Below are 20,795 nucleotides of genomic sequence, written 5' to 3' on the forward strand. Positions count from 1 at the left end.
TTATACTGTTATCTTAAATAGTGCGAACATAATATTTAAAGAGTAGTTTAGCATCTTTAACATCTAATTTTATTTGTTGTTTTAATGCTGGAAAAGAGTCGAATTTTTGTTCATCACGAATCTTGTATTTGAATATAACTTTGGCATTTTCGCCATAAACTTGGCTGTTAAAATCAAATAAAAAGACTTCTAATAAGATTGTTTCATCCTTAATTATGGGGCGTTTTCCGAGATTGCACACACCGTTGTAAATCTTGTTATTTAATTCTACATTAACTGAAAACACGCCTAATAGTGGGCTAATTTTTCTTTTAATGGGAATATTGATTGTGGGAAAGCCGATGGTTTTGCCTTGTTTTTGACCGTGAATGATTTTGCCTGAGATTGAAAATTCTCGTCCTAATAGCTGACTTGCTAAGTCAAAATTACCTTCTTTAAGTGATTGTCTGATTTTTGAGCTGCTGACTCTGTCAAAGTTGTGAAACACAGTAGGTGTTTTTTTTACCTCAAAATCAAAGGTTTGTAGTAAAGAAAAATCACCTGTTCGATTGGCGCCAAAACGAAAATCATCGCCAACTAGACAGTGCTTAACATTGAGTTTATCTAGCAATATCTGCTGAATAAAGGCATCAGCGGAGAGTTGTGAGAATGGCGTATTAAAGTTAATTAGCAAGTGTTCGTCTAGTCCAAGGCTTGTAAGCAAGGCGTGTTTTTGCTTAAAACTAGTCAGTGTGGCTTGCATGTGCCCAAAAAAGTGTTGTGGTGTTGGTGAAAATGAAACAAGTACTGATGGTAAATTCATAGCTTGTGCTTTATTAACCAAAGTTTTGATAATTTTTTGATGTCCTATATGCACACCATCAAAGTTGCCAATGGTAACAACACTGCCTGAATGGGGTTTTAAGTTTTGTAAGCTACGAATGAGTCTCATAAATGTTTATTTTAGTCTAATTGGCAGATGATGTTATCAACTGGCTTTGGCAAGCCAATATTTAACTGAGATAAGGGTTTGAACTCACCCTTGACATCTGAGCAGTGAATGAGTATTGGGTGAATCAGCAAATGGTAGTGAGTGAAACTATGTTTAAAAATAGTTAGGCTTTTTTCTATTAAAGCTGATGGGTGAAAATAAGTTATGCTTTGCTGAATATCTTTCTCATTGTCTTCACATTCTATAAAGCTCCACAATCCACCCCAAATACCCTTGTTTGGGCGTTTTTGTAAGTAGATATTGTGTTTGTCGTCTCTAAAAATTAGCATGGCAATTGAGCGAGTGGGTTTGTTTTTTTTTGGTTTTGGATTGGGATATTGATTTTGGGTGTTGCTTTGCTGTGACAAACAATCAGATTGGATTGGGCACTGCTCACAATCTGGCTTACGTTGAGTACATAAGGTTGCACCTAGATCCATGATGGCTTGTGTATAGTCAGCGTTACGTTCATTAGGCGTGTGATATCTAGCCAAGCGCCATAGCTCTTTAAGTGTTTTGCTTTGTCCATAATGGCCCTTAACTTGATGGTATCTTGAGAGTACGCGTCTAACATTGCCATCGAGTATGGCGTGGTTTTTATTAAAGCTAATGGCTAAAATAGCGCCTGCTGTGGATTCGCCTACACCAGGCAAGTTAATCACCTGTTTAAACTCAGTTGGAAAATTGCCTTGGTATTGGTTCATGATGATATTGGCAGTTGTGTGTAGGTTTCTTGCTCTGGCGTAATACCCCAAGCCTGCCCATTGAGCTAATATTGCATCTTCAGAAGCGTTGGATAAGGAAGCTAATGTGGGGAAATGCTGAATAAAATTATTAAAATAATCAATAACCGTTGTTACTTGAGTTTGTTGCAGCATGACTTCACTCAGCCAGACATGATAAGGGTTGTTTGGTATATTTTGTTCTACTTGCCAAGGCAGGTAGTGACGACCAAACTGGTCAAACCACTTCAGTAGTGGCTTTGAGATTGAGCGCACTATTTTAAATTAAGCGGGTCATGTGGATTAATACCATCCATAAATGGCTTGTTAATGTCTTCATGAGTCGTTTGGTAAACACAGCCAATCCAGTTGTTGATGATGACATTAGTGGCGTTGCCCCAAGTGTTATTTAAGGTTTTGCTAATTAGTTGTTCAGGGAGGTCTGTAATGCTAAGCTCTTTGGATAAAAGCTTGGTTTTATACTCATTAAGAATGGCTTTGCTTTGTTCGGTTAAATAATGTTTAGGGAAAGGCGGATAATCATCTCGTGTTTTTTCTAAATAGGCAATAATATCGCGCTTATATTCTTTTAATAAGCTAATAGTGTCGTATTCTGGATGGCCTTGGAAAAATACAATCCTTAATAAATCTTCACTAACGCCTAAGTGTATACCGATTTTGCTTTCAACCAAAATTTTAACCCCAGCAGCACTAAATTGCGCTTTTGAAATTTCATTAAAGCGGGAATGCGGTACATCAAAGCGTGTATTCACGCCATTCATTAAAGGGTGTTGTCGGTCTAGCATTTGGTGTGGAAATACACCCCAACATTTTTCACCAATGGCTTGGCGTTTTTGTCCATATCTAAATTCCAAGACGGCGTGCGTTGCTAAACATGAACATAGTGTTGAAGTAACGTGGTCATATGACCAATCAACCACTTCTTTTAACTCTTTATAGAAAGGTGCTTTTTGCAAATCTGCTTGTTCAATGTGTGCACCTGTAATAATCAGTGCATCAAGCCCTTGAGCTTTAATGTCTGCGAAAGTTTGATAATGTTGTTTGACATGCTTGCTTGTTTTTTCGCCTCGCTTGATTGACGATAATGTAAATGGATGCAGATAAAATTGTGCAATTTGATTAGAATGTCCAACAAGGCGAAAAAATTGGCGCTCGGTTGCTTCAAGTGCGGCATCTGGCATCATGTTTAATAAGCCAATATGCAATTCACGAATGGCTTGATTGTTTGCTCTGTCTTTTGATAGAATGGTTTCACCCTCATCTTTAAGGCGTACAAAAGAAGGCAAGTTTGAATGTGCAATTAGTGGCATTAGTTCATGGCTCCATAGATAAGCTCAAAGACCTCATCGGCATTTTTGCACTGATACAAATCTTCACTGTCGATGGTGTAACCATATTTTTTGGCAATGGCTTTATATTTTGGCTTGCGGTGTTCAAGTAGGCGTGGAAACACCCAGCGTACAAATTCGTTTGGGTTGATTTGTGCGACATAAATTAGCTGATTTTTTTGCAAGTAGATGTCTAATTGCTGTTTCAGAAAATCAGCCTGATAATACAAAGGCTTTGGATGTGTTTGTGCGCGTTCAATCAAAGCGGTTTCGTTAGTTTTACTGGCTCTAATGTAGAGAATCACAGTGTTGTCAGCCAGGGTTTGATATACTTGCTCATTGTCTAATTCACATAGGCTACCACCTGCACTTAAAAAATGTTAAACCCTTGTGTTTTGGTTTTTTGAAAAGGGCACGTCAAGCGGCTTTGGTTTCTGGGGTTTGGCACGTTTGAGGGGCAAAAAGTATAAAGGGGCGTGCCCCCCGTTCAGGGCCAGCCTTGCCCAAAAAAGCAGACACTGATGATAAATTATCAAAGGTAATGTGATTTTGGATGCTGATAGAGTCGTTATCCACTAGGTTCTTAAGCCACTTGTCTTGTCTAACGTGGTTTTTGATGTTGTCTAAAATTTTATCATTCAAATATTCAGCGCCAATGCGATAGTCACCAGAATAATGAAAGTATTTATCCTGACGGCTAAGGAGTTTTGCTAGGTGTGTTTTTCCCACGCCTGACATGCCTAATAGGGTTAGGCATTTGTGATTAGAGTTTTTGAATTCTCTGGCTGATAATTTCATGATTTTGAGTTTGCATCAAATTCGTTTTTATAGCAAGCCATCTTGTTTAAACATCTCTCGAATGCCTCGGATTGCTTGACGGGTTCGGTGTTCATTTTCAATCAGACCAAAACGCACGTATTGATCGCCATAACTACCAAATCCAATGCCGGGCGACACGCCAACTTTTGCAATTTTTAGTAATTTTTTGGTAAATTCTAGCGAACCCATGTGCTGATAAAATTCAGGAATTTTTGCCCAAACAAACATTGTGGCTTTAGGTGGTGTAACCACCCAACCAATTGAGTCCAAACCGTCACACAATACATCACGCCTGTCTTGGTACATATTAGATATTTCTTTCACACAACTTTGGTCGCCTTTTAGCGCCTCAATAGCGGCGACTTGAATGGGGGTGAACATACCATAATCCAGGTAAGATTTAATTTTGACAAGTGCACTTACTAAGGTTGGATTGCCCACCATAAACCCCACGCGCCAACCAGGCATGTTATAGCTTTTTGACAACGAGAAAAATTCGACAGCAATTTCTTTAGCGCCTTCTACTTGTAGAATACTGGGCGCTACGTAGCCATCAAATCTATCTGGGCCAAAATCCTGCCCCCCAAAATTTCATACTTTGAAGATGACTTTTCAAAAACCCAAACAGCGATTGCGGGTTGGATTAGACGGATAATTTAAAACCAGCATCTTTGGTTTTGGCCAAGTGTTTTTAATAGAGCGTTCTAATTCTTCTAAGAAATCATCATCTGGACCACAAGGCACATGTTGAATATCTGCGCCTGCAATCACAAATCCATACGGATGAATAGGATAAGCAGGATTAGGCACCAATACCGTATCGCCACCACCCACAACAGCTTGTGCTAAATTAGACAGCCCCTCTTTAGATCCAATGGTAACAATGGCCTCAGTTTCTGGGTCAATATCAACATCAAAGCGCCTTTTATACCAATTGGCAATTGCTTTACGTAACTGTGGAATACCGCGAGAAGTAGAATAGCGGTGTGTGTCTTTACGTCGCGCTGTTTCTACCAGTTTTTCAACAATATGATCAGGTGTTGGTTGGTCTGGATTGCCCATGCCAAAGTCAATAATATCTTCACCACGAGCACGTGCCTTGGCTTTTAGCTCGTTAGTAACTGCAAAAACATAAGCGGGTAGTCTTTTTATTCGTGGGAAGTCATCATTCATTGTTGTTTGGTTTGTATTGGCTAGGGCGGATTATTGAATGGCTAATAACTCAACTTCAAAAACCAGTGTGGCACTTGGTGGAATAAGACCGCCTACACCTATTTCGTCATAAGCCAGTTTTGAAGGGATGGTGAGTTTGCGCTTACCACCAACGCACATGCCATCAATACCTTGGTCCCAGCCAGCAATGACTTGCCCAACGCCAAGTTTAAAATCAAAAGGCTCGTTTCTATCGACGCTAGAATCAAACTTTTTACCATTGGTAAGCCAGCCAGTATAATGCATTGAGATAAAATCACCTACTTTGCAAGTGATGCCCGTGCCTGTTTCTAAATCTTGTATTTCTAAATCTGCCATGTTTATCTTCCTAATAAAAATGAAATTTGATACAGAAAATTTTCTAATGTTTTACGCCTTACGCAACAAGTATTTTTTAAACCCTTTCAAAATGCCTTCAATTTTAGGGGTTTTGTCAAAGTTTAATGAGTTAATTTTTCTAGGGTATTCTACCACAGAGTAGTTAATTACTAAGACCTTATTGTCTAGTACGATTACATCTAAGTCATCAATTAGATGAGGTATTTTTTTGAACAAATCATCGCGTGTTGTGCTTAGGTTGGCGTGCTTCACTTCGTTTTTGAGCATTTTTCGCCAGTTGATTTTATCATTGACATAATCTTTAAGTACCACTTCAATTTCCCCTTTTTTGACCGATTGTCACCCGTTCGGTAGTGGGGCATGCACCTTGATCAACCAACGGCTAGAATTTTCTTTTAAAAACCCAACCTTTATTCCAGATGAATTGGCCAAATAAATAACATGCGGATTAAAACAATTATCCTGTCCCCACTGTGGCTCGCGACAAGGGCCAAGGTGATGATGGCAGGTTTCAGGCTTCATAATGCACAAATCACACCGCGCCAAGCGCTGACAACAAGGATAACAAAACCCTTGAGAATAGCTTTTATTGGTACGTTTATTGCAATTTGAGCAAATAATTTCACCATTAAACTCAAGGCTGATTTGTTCGCCCACTAAATCATTTATAGTTAGCAATTTATCACCAATTGGCAGTTGATACTGTGCCACGCCACTATTTAAGTGGGCGTGCATTTTTGCAATAAGTCCATTAATTTGCATGGTTTTTAATCTTGCATTAATCGTTGTTGAACTTCTTTGTATTTGTCAGCGGTTTGTTGAATAATGGATTGGGGTAGTGTTGGGGCAGGCGGGGTCTTGTCCCAGTCTAGCGTTTCTAAATAGTCACGCACAATTTGCTTGTCAAAACTTTTTGGGCTGGTGCCTACTTTATAATCAGCGCTTGACCAAAATCGTGATGAATCGGGCGTTAGCACTTCGTCCATTAAGGTTAACTGGTTGTTTTCATCCAGTCCAAATTCAAATTTGGTATCAGCGATAATAATGCCACGCTCTAAGGCATAATCAGCAGAAAATTGATAAATTTTAAGGCTTGTTTGTTTGACTTGTTCAGCCAGGTTTTGACCCAAGATTTCAACGGTTTTGTCAAAATCAATATTGACATCATGTTTACCTAAATCTGCCTTTATGGAAGGGGTGTAGAGTGTTTTGGGTAGCTCTTCGGCTAGTTGTAGGTTGGTGGGTAGTTGGATACCACAAACCTTACCTGTTTGTTGGTAGTCTTTCCAGCCAGAGCCGATAATATAGCCACGAACAATAGCCTCAACAGCAAGGGATTTAAGTTTTTTGACAATAACGCCACGACCTTTGATTAGAGCTGCCTCTTTAGTATTTAGAACATTATCAAGTGGCTCAAGGGTTAAGTGATTGGGAATGATGTGCTTGGTTTTTTCAAACCAAAAATTTGCCACCTCGGTTAAGATTGCACCTTTGTTGGCAATAGGCTCATCAAAAACAACATCAAAGGCGCTGAGTCGGTCTGTGGTGACAACCAACATACGTTTATCATCAATGTCATAAATGTCTCTAACCTTGCCTTTTTGAATCAGTGGCAGGTTTAGGTTTGTGCTAAATAATGTTCCCTGAGTTTACGTGTATAAATTGTTTAATTTAGGTGTTATTTTAACCAATTGTGTGACTAGGCTTGCAAATTATGACAACTTAAGCCATGGTAAAATAATTGTTAAATTATGATGCAAAAAAAACCTATTTTTTTCTACTTGTGGCATTCGGCAATTGCCTAACGGTAAAGCCATTGCGGCAAAAAGGGCCAGAAAGGGTTTCGGGATGGGCTTTAAGGGGAATTTTTTTTAAAAGGGTTTTTTGGGTGATTTTGATGCCATGTATGAAGTTTCAAAACAAGTTAGAAAAGGCAGTAAATTGATGGGATATCTTCCTTTAGAGCTTGAAGCCAATGAAATTTTAATTAAATTGGTGAGAAAGAGTTATGATCCTGCTTTGTATGAGTATGCCTTAAATTTGCTTGATGGCAGTGGCGGCTTTATTAAGAATGAATTTTTGGCTCTAAATTTATTTGAAGAGTCTTTTTTAGTGCATGGCAATGCAAAATCTGCACTAATGGCAGCTATTATTCGCAATGAGTCGTTAGTGCCAGGCACTAAAAAAGTACGCTACATTGATGAGTTAATTACATTTGCAATATTAAACTATGTTGCAGGCGCACAGGCGTATCAAAAGCAATATATAAAGTTAGATTATTTATCTGATCTTAATCCGCCCAGTTGGCGTGTTTGGATTGATAATCAAGCTCTAAATTAGATAAAACCTTGTTAACCCTGGTTTTAAAATTCTGCAAATTGGCACAGCTAATGTTCTTTTGTGCGGGTAGTTTATGAGTGAGCGGGTTTCTTCTTTTTCCTTTGTAATGCAGTTCATAATGTAGGTGCGGACCTGTTGAGCGACCTGTTGAGCCTACATAGCCAATTATTTGGCCTTTTTTAACCTTTCTACCTTTGTACAAGTTGTTAGCATATCTTGATAAGTGTGCATAAACAGTAGTGTAATCAAAACTATGTTGGATGATGATGACTTTGCCAAGTGCGCCTTTTCTGCCTTTGGTGGTGATTACGCCATTGGCAGTAGAATAAACAGGCGTGCCGTAGTTGGCTGCATAATCAACAGCCCGATGGGGACGCCAAGTTTTTAAAATTGGGTGATAGCGTCTGAGTTGAAATTTGGAGCTAATGCGCTTGTATTTCAAAGGTGCTCTTAAAAAAGAGGAGTTCAGAGAGTGTCCAAAACGATTAAAGTAATTAATATGCCCATGTTTGTTTTTGTAAGCAAATGCTTCAATGGATTTATTTTTGATAATGCTTTGGTAAATAATAGCTACTGGCTTTTCACCAAAGCCATTAACAATGATAAATCGGTCGCCTTTTTTAAGGTCGGTATTAAAGTTTAGTTGCCATGAAAGCTCTTTAACAACGAGGCTAATAGTGCTAAAACCGATTCCTGCTTTTTGCGCATCAGCACCAAAGGAGTGGTTAATGCTAACCACTGTTATGGACAAATCACTAGGTGTTTGTTTGGATTGTCTGTTGAGAATAGTGGAAAAATAATTACCGTTAAGAACAATGTTTAGGTTGGTTTTACGATTTAACTGATAAGTTAGAGATTTGAACCGTCGATTATTATGCAACCTAATGGTTAGCTTGTGGCCAATATTAAGTTGGTTGAGCTTTTTGTTGTTTTTGTTGGCAAAAAGTAGATTAGCAAGTAATCGATTAGACAGTCCAAGCTTGGAAAAATATTGACTTAGTGAATCGCCACGTTTAACAGTAAAATGATATGTATTGTTATCAGTATAAGCGGGAGCAGATGCCATGCTAAAAGACATTAATATTAGCAATATGCTTATATAGAACTTACCCATATCGCTTGATGGTTTCACGGGCCATTTCACGAGCAACAAAGTCGTTATTAATCACCTCTTCTAAAGAGTTGAGCGTTGTGTGTTTCATGGTGCTTAGCGTTTGGTCAATAATTTTTGGTATGCCTAAGAAGTCGATTTTATGGTTAAGAAAATGTTCAACTGCAATTTCATTGGCCGCATTTATGGTAATCATAGCATTACCACCCTTTTTTAGCGCCTCAAAGGCTAGTTTTAGGCAAGTAAATTTTCCAAAATCTGGTTGATAAAACTCTAAGGCAGGGGTGTTGCTCAAGTCAAGCGTAGCAACACCAGAGTTAATACGTTGTGGATAACTCATGGCATATGAGATGGCTGTACGCATATCTGGATTGCCTAATTGAGACAGGGTTGAGCCGTCTTCATAATAAACGGATGAATGCACAATGCTTTGCGGATGTACCACCACATCAATTTGTTTTGGCGCGAGTGAAAATAAGTAATGCGCCTCAATCACCTCCAGCCCTTTGTTCATCATGGTGGCAGAATCAACAGAGATTTTTCGCCCCATTGACCAATTTGGATGTGCACAAGCCTGATCTGGGGTGATGAATTTAAATTGGTTAATTGGCGTGTGTAAAAATGGCCCACCACTGGCAGTTAACTGGATTTTGCTTAAGCCTGATTTGCCACTTTGTAGGCACTGGAAAATTGCACTGTGTTCTGAGTCAACAGGGATTAGTTCAGCATTAAACGTTCCCACCGCCTTCATAAAAATATCACCCGCCAATACCAAGGATTCTTTATTTGCCAGCATAATTCGTTTGCCTGCTTTTGCAGCGCAAAGTGCTGAGGACATACCCGCAGCGCCAACAATAGCAGCCATAACAAAGTCAGTATTTTGATGAGCGACAATCTCATCTAGTGCTTGAGCGCCACTAAGTACTTGGGTATCAGTTATAATGGCATTTGATAATTTTTCAGCAGATTGCTCGTCTACCATGACTGCATAGTTAGGCTGGTACTTGTTGCACAACTCAAGCATTTGTTGCCAATTAGTATTAGCACTTAGCGCAAAAATATTAAATCTATCAGGATGTAAATCCACCACCAACAAAGTGCTTTTGCCGATAGAGCCAGTTGCACCTAACAAGGTTATATTTTTCATATCAAGTTAAGCCCTAGCAGAAAGAATGGTGCTGCCGCTGTTAGAGAGTCAATTCGGTCTAAGATGCCACCGTGACCAGGAAAAATTTGCCCACTGTCTTTAATATTTGAGACACGCTTGAACAAGCTTTCAAATAAATCACCCAATACTGCTACGCTAGCAACAACAATGGTTAATAGTAAATAACTCAAATATTGATTGGTCGCTATATTTTGATATTGTAAGAACATAACCATTACCATCAAAGCAACGCCAATACCACCAATCACACCTTCAATTGATTTTCCTGGACTTACTTTTGGCGCCAATTTTCGTTTGCCAATTGCCTTACCAGTAAAATAAGCACCAGAATCAGTACCCCAAATAATCAGCATGAGTAGTAAGAAATACTCAGCGCCGTATTGCTGTTGTAAAGTAATTAATGCAATCCACATAGGCACTAATAATAATACGCCACTTATGATACGAACAATAAGCGGATTAAACCACAGGTTGGTTTTATTGGGATAGCTTAATACCCAGTATAAATTAACCACCCACCATAAAATGGACAAGTAAAACACAAACGAAATAACTTGAGTATTGTTTTGGATGGTGAGTGCACACGCAACAATACCAGCCACTAATAATAGTCTAACAACTAAGCGCTTAAATTTAATTAAACGTGAGAATTCCCATGCGCCGAGCACAACAAAAACCAAAAGTAATTGCGCGAAGTAATGATTAGGCATGGTGAATATTGCCCAAACAAATAGTGGCGCTAAAATGAGTGCAGTGATGACTCTTTCTATGAGCATGGTTTTTCCTTAAAGCCTTGCGCCAAAACGCCGATTACGATTATTAAAGTTGTTGATGGCTTTAATTAATTCAGACTCGTCAAAATCTGGCCATAACGTTTCTGTGAAATAAAACTCACTATAAGCAATATCCCATAGTAAAAAATTACTAATCCTAAGTTCGCCACTGGTTCGGATTAACAAATCAACATCTGGTTCATTGGCTAATGATAGATATTGTGAAAAACTTTTCACATTAGTGTTACTGGCTTCTATGTCACCAGCGATGGCTGCTTTGGCTATTTTAGCTGCTGCTTGAGCAATGTCCCATTGACCGCCATAATTAGCTGCAATCACTAAAGTTAAACCAGTATTGCCAGCGAGTAATGCCTGTGCATCAAGTGCTGTTTGTTGGATTTTGGCAGAAAATAAGGACATATCACCAATTATTTTTAGCCTGATATTGTGCTTATTGAGTTTTTTAACTTCTTGTTTAAGCACGCTAAAAAATAGTTTAAATAACAAAGAGACTTCTTCAGTTGAGCGGTTTTTATTCTCGCTGCTAAAAGCAAACAAGGTAAGTGTTTTAATACCGCGTATTGCACAAGCTTTAACAACACCATGCACCGCTTTAATCCCTTGTTGGTGCCCTAAAATACGGGGCAAAGAGCGTTTTGATGCCCAACGACCATTGCCGTCCATGATAATTGCGATGTGTTTAAGCGTGTCCATAACAAAGTTGGATTATACCCATAGCATTACGAGCAATCAGCAAACACGGTTAATACAGAACTGGCGTGTGCGGTAAAATTCATCATTATGAGTTTAGCAAAAAGAATTATTCCTTGTCTTGATGTGCGTGATGGTCGTGTGGTTAAAGGCACTAAGTTTGTTGATATCAAGGATGCAGGCGACCCGGTTGAGGTGGCTAGGCGTTATGATCTTGAAGGCGCTGATGAGATTACTTTTTTAGACATTACTGCATCAATTGAAGGTAGAGATACCATGATACATATGGTTGAGGCGATTGCCAATCAAGTGTTTATTCCACTGACTGTGGGTGGCGGTATTCGTAAGACGGCTGATGTGCGCGCGATGTTAAATGCAGGTGCAGATAAAGTTGCTGTTAATTCTGCTGCTATTTTTAACCCCAATCTAATCAATCAGTTGAGTAAAGAGTTTGGTTCACAATGTGTTGTAATTGCTATTGATGCAAAGAAAGTTGCTGACAATAAATGGGAAATATTCACTCACGGCGGGCGAAAGCCTACAGGTATTGATGTTATTGAGTGGGCAGTTAAAATGACCCAAGGTGATAATGGTGCTGGCGAAGTACTACTTACCTCAATGGATTGTGATGGCGTTAAGACAGGCTTTGATTTGCTACTCACTAAGGTAGTTTCTGATGCGGTGGATGTGCCTGTTATTGCTTCTGGTGGTGTGGGTAATTTAGAGCATTTATCTGAAGGTGTATTACAAGGTGGTGCTGATGCGGTATTAGCAGCCAGTATTTTTCATTTTGGTGAATACACGATACAACAAGCCAAACAAGCTATGCAAGAAAACGGTATAGAAGTCAGACTATAATGCTTGGTTTTTTAATTTCTTGGTTTTTTTTAAGTGTATTATTAAGTGTTTTAATAAGCATCAAATTTTTATGAACTCTAAGAAAGAATTATGGATATTATTGGTATTCTTTGTACTACCGATTGCTTTTGGAACGGCTTTCTTTTACTTAAGTCCCACTTATTTTACCCAGCATACGGTTAATTATGGACAGTTTGTTAATCCTATTATTACCACTACAAAACAAGACGTTAGTTTTATTGACACTCAAAGCGGTTTGCAAGGTTTATGGACATTGGCCTATGCAACCAAGCAATGTGACAGTGTTTGTATAAAAGCACTACAAGATATGAAGATTGTTCGCATTTTGATGAATGAAGACATGCGTCGTATTCAAAGTTTATTGTTAATGACAAGTAAAGCCAAAGCGCAACAAGCAGACGTATTAGTTGGACATGCCAGCGAGGCGCTTAATCGACAACTTAATCAGTTCCCAAAAAGCAGTTTATTTTTGATTGACCCACTTGGCAATCTGATGCTGCGTTACGATTCAAAAAATTTAGAGATTAAGCGTGTTACTAAAGATTTAAAACGCTTATTGAAGTATTCACGCATTGGCTAATAGGAGATAATAATGCCTTCAATTAGTGACTTGCTAGCTTTGTGCAAACTTAAAGTGGTGGCACTGATATTGCTTACGGCAGTGGTGGGCATGTTTTTGGCCGTGCCTGCGCCTTATTTACCTAATGGGTTTTTGGTACTGAACGCCTCAATTGGTATTAGTATGGCCGCCGCTTCAGCTTCAGTGTTTAATCATGTGGTTGATGAAGAGATTGATGCTCAAATGTCTCGCACTAACAAACGCCCTTTACCACAAGGGAAAGTAAGCCGAAACCAAGCATTGGTGTGGGGCGTATTTTTAGGGCTTGTTGGTCTTGGCACTTTGCAGTTATTTGTTAATACCATTACCATGGTGCTTACGTTTGTTTCACTGATTGGCTATGCCATCATCTATACCTTGTATCTTAAACGTGCAACACCGCAAAATATTGTTATCGGTGGCGCAGCAGGCGCAGCACCTCCGGTGCTAGGTTGGACGGCAGTGTCTGGCACTCAAGGTATTGAGTATGCTTGTTTGTTGTTTTTAATTGTTTTTATCTGGACGCCACCACACTTTTGGGCACTGGCTATTCATCGGGTTAAGGAGTATAAAAAGGTTGATGTGCCAATGTTGCCAGTAACACATGGGCTGGCCTATACCAGAACACAGATTTTGTTATACACAGTATTGTTGTTGCTGGTTAGTTTGTTGCCTTATTTAGCGGGTATGTCAGGACTTATTTATTTAGCAGTAACAACAGTGTTGGGTATTAGATTTTTGATGTGTGCGATTAAAATCTATAACAATCCAGATGATAAAAGGATTGCTTGGCGTACCTTTATGTATTCGATTAATTATTTAATGTTGTTATTTGTTGCACTATTATTTGATCATTATTGGCTAATATTGCCCTAGGAGGTTTTTTTAAATGAAAGGATTGGGGCAAGTATTTAAAGCGGTAACGTCCGCCATGATTGGTGTGGGCAAAAAAGAAGATTTAGCTAAGGACTTTGCGCGCACTGAGAAACAACCGTGGGACTACATTATTGTTGGACTGATTATGACCTTTGCCTTTATTGGTTTAATAATAGTGGCTGTTAAGTTGATATTGCCCTAGTCAAGCATTTCAATAATGGCATCAAGCGCAACTGCCATTATTGCTTTTGTTATTTTTACTTACCTCAGAAAGTATTATTTTGTTATTATCATCAATTAATGGAAATTTATCCTTTAGAGATTTTGGACTTGTAAAAAAGAAACACTAAGCTTTTTTCTCAACGCGTTTGTTGGTATTAGGTGATTGTGAAAAGAAAGCATAACAATACTTAGCCCAAGGAGAAAATTGCGTGTTTTTTTAATTTTCGCGCAGTCCTTGTTGTTGCTGCGCTTTATTAAGTTTTTCATAACTATACCTGTTGACGGTTGTTTATGTTAGCACTTTAAAGGCTCTATGCACGAGTTTAACAATGCTAAGTAACAATAATAACGCCACTATATTATGCAAAACTGCTATTATTATTGGCAATGAAAGCACGAGATTAAGAATACCAAGTGTGACTTGTGTTGTTAATAAAATAGCAATCAATATTAAATTTGACCTGAAGTAGGTATAATTTCTAAATAAATAAATAAGTAGCAGTATGAGCAGGGTTGTTATTAAGGCGCCAATACGGTGAATCATTTGAATGGCAGAACGTGTAGGGTTTTCTAATATGCCGTATTCATAATCAGCACCCAATGATCCCCAATATAGTGCGTCAGAAAAATTCATATCGGGCCACCAATCATCCAAGATTTTGGAAAGTATTCGCCACAAGATAGTGCTGCATAGTTGGTGCTAGTCCAACCGCCCAGAACAATTTGCAAACTCAGCGCGCCCAGAACAATTAATAATATAAATTTATGTTTTTTTAGGGTGTGCTGGTAGATTGCTGGTGGCTTGCTTTGGTTAAGTAGCATCCAAATCAGCAATGCAGTCGTCACAAAGCCACCTATTAAATGCAAAGTGACAATGCCAGGATGTACCAGTAGAGTAACTGTCCACATGCCAAATGCGCCTTGTAGCATGACAAAAAAGGCGCTAAATCCAGGTAGTTTTAATGACTGATAGTGTTGTGGTTTGCCTTTTAGTGCTAAAAAAAATAAAATAAGTATTGTCAACCCAAGTGTGGAAGCGGCATAACGATGTAGCATTTCTTTCCAGCCTTTTGCAGCCTCTAGTGGACGTGAAAACCCCTGAATGGTAGTACCATCTTTAACATTAGGAACACTTAATTGGCCATAGCACCCTGGCCAGTCTGGGCAACCTAATCCAGCATCGCTTAGACGTGTGTAGGCGCCTAGAATAACAACAATAAATGCTAAGATAATTGAAATTTGTAGTATTTTTCTAAACATTTATTACCGTCACCCCCGCGTGCAAAACACACAAAAAAAAGGGGGGTGAAAAAAGTCTTTCTAAAAAAGAAAACCGAACGTTTTTAATTGGTTGTTATTTCATCTCACCAATCATAGATTTATAAGCATGCCAAGTAGCGTGAGCCAATATTGGGACAGCAACTACCATGCCTATAAAATATGGCGTTAATAAACTGGCTAAAACAATAACACCAACAATTGGGATCCATATTAGCATTACAATTTTATTGGCTAATGCAGTCCTAATACTGGTATTAGCAGCTGTAAATGGGTCAACATCTTGGTCCAATACCATAGGAAAAGAAAACCAACTAATCATAAAAGATATCCAAGCAATAGTAGCAGTGAAAACACCATAAATAATTAAAAATAACGGATTATTAAAGCTGGTAATATCAGCCAAGATAGCCTCTATAATTGTTTGATTTTGGTTAACAAAAGTGTCGGTGTTAAGCACCGCATAAATAAGTGGTGTAAATACCATCCACATAATTGCCAACACAATCAAAATAACAGATAAAAATAATGAAGGACAAGAGCCATTGGCTTTGAAAGCGGATTTAATCACCATTAGTATAGATCCAAGAGAAAGATTTTCCCCAGCAGATAAACGCTTTGAGGCGTCATACATGGCCATGGCGGAAATAGGGCCAAATATAATAACTACAATGGCTAATAAAGGCGCTGAAAGGTCACTGAGTGACGGTGAGTTTGATAAAAAATCCCAGTAAAAATAGGAAAATGAAGTAAATAGTGCGCCATAAAATAATGCTAATGTTGGGCACTTTATAAAATCTTCTACACCTTGTTTTAGCCACATAAAAGGCGCACCATAACTAACTTGTTTAATACGGGCTTTTTTATTTAGGCCTTTGGCCATCCGCTGTGTTTGTAGCATTTTTTAAACTCCTTCAATAGATGTAATGTCATCTACATTAAAACAGACCTCTTTATACCTGTCAAGAAAATAGTTGAATAATTGACTCAAATCAAGAAAGTGTGTTATATGTTTGTGAATGAGAAAAATAATTGTGTATCATGGTGGCAGTTTTCAGAACTAATGTTATTGAAAACCTATGATATTTTTTATATTTTTTAGAGGAAAGGTTTATGAGCAAGTTGATGCCTCTCTTGGGTGGTTTGGTTGTAATAGTGTCAGCAAATGTATTCGCTAAGTATGGTTTTAACATGACGCAAGGGGTTACTTCAATCAGTCGTGATATTTATGGCTTACACATGATGGTGTTTTGGCTTTGTGTTGCCATTGCCATTATCGTGTTTGGCGTTATGATTTATTCGCTGGTTGTGCATCGTAAATCTCAAGGTGCAGTGGCCGCAAATTTTCACGAAAGTACAAAGGCCGAATTACTTTGGACAGCTATTCCTATTATCATTCTAGTATTAATGGCAGTCCCTGCTTCAATTGTACTGATTGATTTAGAGGATACTTCTAAAGCAGAAATGACCATTAAGATTACAGGACATCAGTGGAAATGGCAATATGACTATCCTAAAGAAGGTATTAGTTTTATTTCTAACCTTAAACAAGACTCTAAAGATTTGATTTATTCTGGAAATAGGCATGAGAATTATTTGTTAGAAGTAGACAACAACCTGGTGTTACCAGTAGATACGCCTATTCGTCTTTTAATTACTTCAAATGATGTTATTCACAATTGGTGGGTGCCTGATTTTGGTGTGAAACAGGATGCTAACCCAGGCTTTATTAATGATGCATGGGTGCAGATTGATGAGATTGGCACCTATCGTGGTCAGTGTGCTGAGCTTTGTGGTAAAGACCACGGCTTTATGCCAATTGTGGTTGATGTGGTCTCCAAGGCAGACTACGCTAAGTGGGTATTACAGCAACAGGCAGCTAAAGCGGCAACATTTGCTAAGTCGAGTAAAACTTGGCGCGAAGAAGAATTAATAAGCCTAGGTCAAAAAGTTTATAATACGAATTGTTCTAGTTGTCATGGTATTACCGGCAAAGGTATTTCTGGTGTTTTTCCAGCACTTAAAGGCAGTCCTATTGCAACTGGTGATATCAAAAAACATATTAGTATTGTTTTGCATGGAAAAGCTGGAACAGCAATGGCTAGTTATAAAAACATACTAGGAGATGCTGATATTGCGGCGGTAATTACTTTTGAAAGGACTGCTTTTGGCAATCAAATGGGCGATTTAATCCAGCCAGTACAAATTAAAGCGGCACGATAATTAAAGGACATAGGAGAATATCATGACAACAGCAACAGCAACAACAGTAACAACTCACACCGACGACTATCATGGCCCTGAAAAAGGCTTAATGAGGTGGATTAAAACGACGAACCATAAGGATATTGGTTCACTATATTTATGGTTTGCATTTACTATGGTGCTCATTGGTGGTGCAATGGCAATGGTTATTCGTATGGAGTTATTCCAACCAGGTATGCAACTGATTGAGCCACAATTTTTTAATCAGATGACAACTATGCACGGTTTGATTATGGTATTTGGTGCAATTATGCCAGCGTTTGTTGGTTTGGGTAATTGGCTTATTCCAATGATGATTGGTGCGCCTGATATGGCATTGCCACGGATGAATAATTGGTCTTTTTGGATTCTACCATTTGCTGGTGGTATTTTATTAAGCACGTTTTTTATGGAAGGTGGCGCACCTGCATTTGGCTGGACGTTTTATGCGCCATTATCAACAACGTTTGCACCAGACAGTACTGATTTCTTTATTTTTGCAGTGCATTTATTAGGCTTTTCATCCATCATGGGTGCGATTAATATTATTGCAACTGTGCTTAATATGCGTGCACCAGAGATGAAACTTATGGACATGCCATTATTTGTATGGACATGGTTAATTACCTCATTTTTACTGATTGGTGCGATGCCAGTACTTGCGGGTGCAGTCACTATGATGTTGACAGATCGTAACTTTGGCACAACATTTTTTGATGCAACAGGTGGCGGTGACCCAGTGTTGTTTCAACATATCTTTTGGTTTTTTGGCCATCCTGAAGTTTATATTATGATTTTGCCAGCGTTTGGCGTGATTTCACACATCATCCCAACTTTTGCGCGTAAGCCTTTATTTGGTTATTCGTCGATGGTTTATGCCGCCGCGTCGATTGCATTTTTATCCTACATTGTGTGGGCGCACCATATGTTTTTAACTGGCATGCCAGTTGCAGGCGAGTTGTATTTTATGTACGCCACCATGCTCATTGCTGTGCCAACGGGCGTTAAGGTGTTTAACTGGGTGTCAACTATGTGGAGAGGCTCTATGACCTTTGAAGCGCCAATGTTATGGGCGATTTCATTTGTGTTCTTATTCATGATTGGCGGCTTTTCTGGCTTAATGCTGGGCATTGCACCAGCAGATATTCAGTATCATGACACTTATTTCGTGGTCGCACATTTTCATTATGTATTGGTAACGGGCGCATTATGGTCTATCATTGCGGCAACGTTTTACTGGCTGCCTAAATGGACAGGTAAAATGTATAACGAAACTTTAGCAAAAGTACATTTTTGGTGGGCGGTTATTTCAGTGAATGTATTGTTCTTCCCTCAGCACTTTTTAGGGTTGGCAGGCATGCCTAGACGTATCCCTGATTATTCGTTGCAGTTTGCTGATTTTAATATGATTTCCTCTATCGGTGGTTTTGCGTTTGGTGCATCATTTATTTTATTCACTTATATTGTGATTGATTGTATTCGTAATGGCAAGCCAGCAGATGCTCGTCCTTGGGAGGGTGCTAAAGGTTTGGAATGGACTTTAGAGCCTAAGGCGCAGTATCATAGTTTTAATACGCCACCAACAAGAGTATTAATTGAGAAAGAATCTCAGCACTCTTAATGGCAAATAAAAACAATCAAGACGTGATAATTACCGTGGTAATTACTAGTGCTATTGCAATAGGTGTGTTTGTAGCAACTATTGTATTGTATGGCTAAAATGGAGAGCAGGCAAAAAATAACAAAGAAGTTTTGGACAAAGTTATTTCTAGCACCAATATTGATGTTTTTCTTTGCTTATGCAATGGTGCCTATTTATGATGTGTTTTGTGAAATTACTGGATTTAATGGCACAACAGGCAGGGTGGATAGTGAACAGGCGTATGTTGTAGATGAGACACGCAAGATTGAGGTCAGTTTTTTTGCCATGACAATGGGTGGCTTCCCAGTCCAGTTTGGACCTAAAGTAAGTTCAATGGTGGTCATACCTGGTAAGTTCTATACCACCAGCTATATTGCTAAGAACAATACTGATGAAATTGTTGTTGGACAAGCAGTTCCTAGTGTTGCACCGACAGATGCTGCTGCATATTTCAAAAAATTAGAATGTTTTTGTTTTAATAAACAAGTGTTTAAGCCACATGAGCAAGTTGAGATGACCTTAAGATTTGTGATTGAGCCAGAATTAGACGAACGTATTAAAGACGTGAGTCTGTCTTATAATTTTTTTAAACTTAAGAGCTAAAAAAAGGGGAGAAATATGAACGAACAAGAATATTACGTGCCAAGTGGCACCTACTGGCCTATTATCGGCTCAATTGGTGTCGCTACTCTATTTGTAGGTTTTGCTAACCAAATGCATGGTGCTAGTTGGGGTGGGCCAATCATGGCTTTGGGGTTTGCTATTTTGGTGTTTATGATGTTTGGCTGGTTTGGTCAAGTAGTTAAGGAAAGCACTAGCGATATGTACAACAGCCAAGTTGATCGTTCATTTCGCTGGGGCATGAGTTGGTTTATTTTTTCTGAGGTGATGTTTTTTGCCGCTTTTTTTGGTGCGTTGTTTTATGCAAGGCAATTATCAGTTCCGTGGCTGGGTGGTTCAGATAATAATATGTTCACGCCAGAGTTATGGGACGGTTTTAGCGCAACATGGCAGCAAATTGCCTTTAATACACCAGGCGCAACGCTACAATCAGGCATAGCGGTTTCTGTACCAACACAATTGGTTGATGCTTGGGGCTTGCCAGCACTTAATACCGCATTATTATTATTATCAGGCGTTACTTTAACATTTGCACACCACGCATTGCGCGCAGGTCATCGTAATAAAATCATTGGCTGGTTGATTGCCACCATTATTTTAGGAGTTTTATTTTTAGGTTTTCAAATTACCGAGTATGGACATGCATATCATGATGGTCTAAAACTAACCTCTGGTATTTATGGATCAACGTTTTATATGTTAACTGGCTTCCATGGTTTTCATGTAACAGTGGGCGTGCTTATGTTAACGGTTATTCTTTATCGTGTACAAAAAGGGCACTTTAGTGTAGACAATCATTTTGGCTTTGAAGGTGTTGCTTGGTATTGGCATTTTGTGGATGTGGTTTGGCTGGGTTTATTTATCTTTGTATACTGGCTGTAATTAGTTATAAAATCGAAAACAAGACTCCGTTTGGGGTCT

23 protein-coding genes and 2 pseudogenes are annotated in these 20,795 nt (G+C 38.8%); 9 read left to right on the plus strand and 16 right to left on the minus strand.

Annotated features, from left to right (window positions below; genetic code table 11):
• Nucleotides 1-13: 13 nt before the first annotated feature.
• The 9 genes and pseudogenes from ribF to HUE58_RS05750 all read right to left on the minus strand — a co-directional run bounded on the left by ribF (nucleotide 14) and on the right by HUE58_RS05750 (nucleotide 7,027).
• Nucleotides 14-931 carry a bifunctional riboflavin kinase/FAD synthetase gene (ribF, locus tag HUE58_RS05715; protein ID WP_174606035.1) on the minus strand — a complete coding sequence of 306 codons (918 nt, stop codon included), beginning with the start codon at nucleotides 929-931 and terminating at the stop codon, nucleotides 14-16.
• Nucleotides 932-942: 11 nt separating this feature from the next.
• On the minus strand, nucleotides 943-1,968 hold the full coding sequence (gene mutY, locus HUE58_RS05720) for an A/G-specific adenine glycosylase (protein ID WP_174606036.1): 1,026 nt from the start codon (nucleotides 1,966-1,968) through the stop codon (nucleotides 943-945).
• Entirely contained in the window at nucleotides 1,968-3,023 is a 1,056-nt protein-coding gene (gene metA / locus HUE58_RS05725) for a homoserine O-succinyltransferase MetA (RefSeq protein WP_174606037.1), read from the minus strand. Before metA ends, mutY begins: the two co-directional genes overlap by 1 nt.
• Nucleotides 3,023-3,346 (minus strand): hypothetical protein, encoded by a 324-nt coding sequence (locus tag HUE58_RS06955; RefSeq protein WP_246260782.1) that lies wholly within the window; start codon nucleotides 3,344-3,346, stop codon nucleotides 3,023-3,025. Before HUE58_RS06955 ends, metA begins: the two co-directional genes overlap by 1 nt.
• A 112-nt stretch (nucleotides 3,347-3,458) precedes the next feature.
• Nucleotides 3,459-3,839 carry a DEAD/DEAH box helicase family protein gene (locus HUE58_RS06960; RefSeq protein WP_246260783.1) on the minus strand — a complete coding sequence of 127 codons (381 nt, stop codon included), beginning with the start codon at nucleotides 3,837-3,839 and terminating at the stop codon, nucleotides 3,459-3,461.
• Between the two features lie 27 nt (nucleotides 3,840-3,866).
• Nucleotides 3,867-5,033, minus strand: a pseudogene (gene alaC / locus HUE58_RS05735) (alanine transaminase); the annotation flags it as partial.
• Between the two features lie 30 nt (nucleotides 5,034-5,063).
• On the minus strand, nucleotides 5,064-5,390 hold the full coding sequence (locus tag HUE58_RS05740) for an FKBP-type peptidyl-prolyl cis-trans isomerase (RefSeq protein WP_174606038.1): 327 nt from the start codon (nucleotides 5,388-5,390) through the stop codon (nucleotides 5,064-5,066).
• A 51-nt stretch (nucleotides 5,391-5,441) separates the two neighbouring features.
• Nucleotides 5,442-6,173, minus strand: a pseudogene (locus HUE58_RS05745) (DUF2797 domain-containing protein).
• Nucleotides 6,174-6,178: 5 nt separating this feature from the next.
• A complete protein-coding gene (locus HUE58_RS05750) occupies nucleotides 6,179-7,027 on the minus strand; it encodes a phosphoribosylaminoimidazolesuccinocarboxamide synthase (RefSeq protein WP_174606255.1) in 849 nt (282 codons plus the stop codon).
• A gap of 268 nt (nucleotides 7,028-7,295) precedes the next feature.
• Between HUE58_RS05750 and HUE58_RS05755 the strand changes: the two genes are divergently transcribed.
• A complete protein-coding gene (locus tag HUE58_RS05755; RefSeq protein ID WP_174606039.1) occupies nucleotides 7,296-7,751 on the plus strand; it encodes a hypothetical protein in 456 nt (151 codons plus the stop codon).
• Here HUE58_RS05755 and HUE58_RS05760 read toward each other — a convergent pair.
• From HUE58_RS05760 to uppS, 4 genes are read right to left on the minus strand one after another with little or no spacing between them, the layout of a single operon-like run.
• Entirely contained in the window at nucleotides 7,702-8,817 is a 1,116-nt protein-coding gene (locus HUE58_RS05760; protein WP_246260784.1) for a peptidoglycan DD-metalloendopeptidase family protein, read from the minus strand. The genes HUE58_RS05755 and HUE58_RS05760 overlap by 50 nt on opposite strands.
• Before the next feature lie 40 nt (nucleotides 8,818-8,857).
• Nucleotides 8,858-10,009 (minus strand): 1-deoxy-D-xylulose-5-phosphate reductoisomerase, encoded by a 1,152-nt coding sequence (ispC, locus tag HUE58_RS05765; RefSeq protein WP_174606040.1) that lies wholly within the window; start codon nucleotides 10,007-10,009, stop codon nucleotides 8,858-8,860.
• A complete protein-coding gene (locus HUE58_RS05770; RefSeq protein WP_174606041.1) occupies nucleotides 10,006-10,806 on the minus strand; it encodes a phosphatidate cytidylyltransferase in 801 nt (266 codons plus the stop codon). The genes ispC and HUE58_RS05770 overlap by 4 nt, the downstream gene beginning before the upstream one ends.
• A 9-nt stretch (nucleotides 10,807-10,815) precedes the next feature.
• A complete protein-coding gene (gene uppS / locus HUE58_RS05775) occupies nucleotides 10,816-11,517 on the minus strand; it encodes a polyprenyl diphosphate synthase (RefSeq protein WP_174606042.1) in 702 nt (233 codons plus the stop codon).
• 87 nt (nucleotides 11,518-11,604) lie between these two features.
• Here uppS and hisF point away from each other — a divergent pair, with 87 nt between their 5' ends.
• The 4 genes from hisF (at nucleotide 11,605) to HUE58_RS05795 (ending at nucleotide 14,069) form a co-directional block, all read left to right on the plus strand.
• Nucleotides 11,605-12,372 (plus strand): imidazole glycerol phosphate synthase subunit HisF, encoded by a 768-nt coding sequence (gene hisF, locus HUE58_RS05780; protein WP_174606043.1) that lies wholly within the window; start codon nucleotides 11,605-11,607, stop codon nucleotides 12,370-12,372.
• A gap of 70 nt (nucleotides 12,373-12,442) precedes the next feature.
• The gene (locus HUE58_RS05785) at nucleotides 12,443-12,973 is read left to right on the plus strand and encodes a redox-active disulfide-containing membrane protein (protein ID WP_174606044.1); all 531 of its coding nucleotides are present in this window, start codon (nucleotides 12,443-12,445) and stop codon (nucleotides 12,971-12,973) included.
• A 12-nt stretch (nucleotides 12,974-12,985) separates the two neighbouring features.
• On the plus strand, nucleotides 12,986-13,867 hold the full coding sequence (gene cyoE, locus HUE58_RS05790) for a heme o synthase (protein ID WP_174606045.1): 882 nt from the start codon (nucleotides 12,986-12,988) through the stop codon (nucleotides 13,865-13,867).
• 13 nt (nucleotides 13,868-13,880) lie between these two features.
• A complete protein-coding gene (locus HUE58_RS05795; RefSeq protein ID WP_174606046.1) occupies nucleotides 13,881-14,069 on the plus strand; it encodes a DUF2970 domain-containing protein in 189 nt (62 codons plus the stop codon).
• 309 nt (nucleotides 14,070-14,378) lie between these two features.
• Here HUE58_RS05795 and HUE58_RS07170 read toward each other — a convergent pair whose 3' ends face one another.
• The 3 genes from HUE58_RS07170 to HUE58_RS05805 all read right to left on the minus strand — a co-directional run bounded on the left by HUE58_RS07170 (nucleotide 14,379) and on the right by HUE58_RS05805 (nucleotide 16,268).
• Nucleotides 14,379-14,723 (minus strand): COX15/CtaA family protein, encoded by a 345-nt coding sequence (locus HUE58_RS07170; RefSeq protein WP_277997998.1) that lies wholly within the window; start codon nucleotides 14,721-14,723, stop codon nucleotides 14,379-14,381.
• The gene (locus tag HUE58_RS07175) at nucleotides 14,720-15,349 is read right to left on the minus strand and encodes a COX15/CtaA family protein (protein WP_277997999.1); all 630 of its coding nucleotides are present in this window, start codon (nucleotides 15,347-15,349) and stop codon (nucleotides 14,720-14,722) included. Before HUE58_RS07175 ends, HUE58_RS07170 begins: the two co-directional genes overlap by 4 nt.
• Nucleotides 15,350-15,443: 94 nt before the next feature.
• A complete protein-coding gene (locus HUE58_RS05805) occupies nucleotides 15,444-16,268 on the minus strand; it encodes a DUF2189 domain-containing protein (RefSeq protein WP_174606047.1) in 825 nt (274 codons plus the stop codon).
• Nucleotides 16,269-16,480: 212 nt separating this feature from the next.
• On the opposite strand from HUE58_RS05805, the gene coxB reads away from it, so the two are divergent.
• The 4 genes from coxB (at nucleotide 16,481) to HUE58_RS05825 (ending at nucleotide 20,756) form a co-directional block, all read left to right on the plus strand.
• Complete coding sequence (coxB, locus tag HUE58_RS05810; RefSeq protein WP_174606048.1) at nucleotides 16,481-17,590, plus strand: cytochrome c oxidase subunit II; 1,110 nt, start codon at nucleotides 16,481-16,483, stop codon at nucleotides 17,588-17,590.
• 22 nt (nucleotides 17,591-17,612) lie between these two features.
• Nucleotides 17,613-19,232: a cytochrome c oxidase subunit I gene (gene ctaD / locus HUE58_RS05815; protein WP_174606049.1), complete on the plus strand. Its 1,620-nt coding sequence runs from the start codon at nucleotides 17,613-17,615 to the stop codon at nucleotides 19,230-19,232.
• A 90-nt stretch (nucleotides 19,233-19,322) separates the two neighbouring features.
• Nucleotides 19,323-19,856 (plus strand): cytochrome c oxidase assembly protein, encoded by a 534-nt coding sequence (locus HUE58_RS05820; protein WP_246260785.1) that lies wholly within the window; start codon nucleotides 19,323-19,325, stop codon nucleotides 19,854-19,856.
• Between the two features lie 15 nt (nucleotides 19,857-19,871).
• Nucleotides 19,872-20,756 (plus strand): cytochrome c oxidase subunit 3, encoded by an 885-nt coding sequence (locus HUE58_RS05825; protein ID WP_174606050.1) that lies wholly within the window; start codon nucleotides 19,872-19,874, stop codon nucleotides 20,754-20,756.
• The last annotated feature ends 39 nt before the right edge of the window (nucleotides 20,757-20,795 follow it).

Origin of the sequence: Candidatus Ruthia endofausta (assembly GCF_013342985.1) — a bacterium.
In the GTDB taxonomy this organism is placed as follows: Bacteria; Pseudomonadota; Gammaproteobacteria; order PS1; family Pseudothioglobaceae; genus Ruthia; species Ruthia endofausta.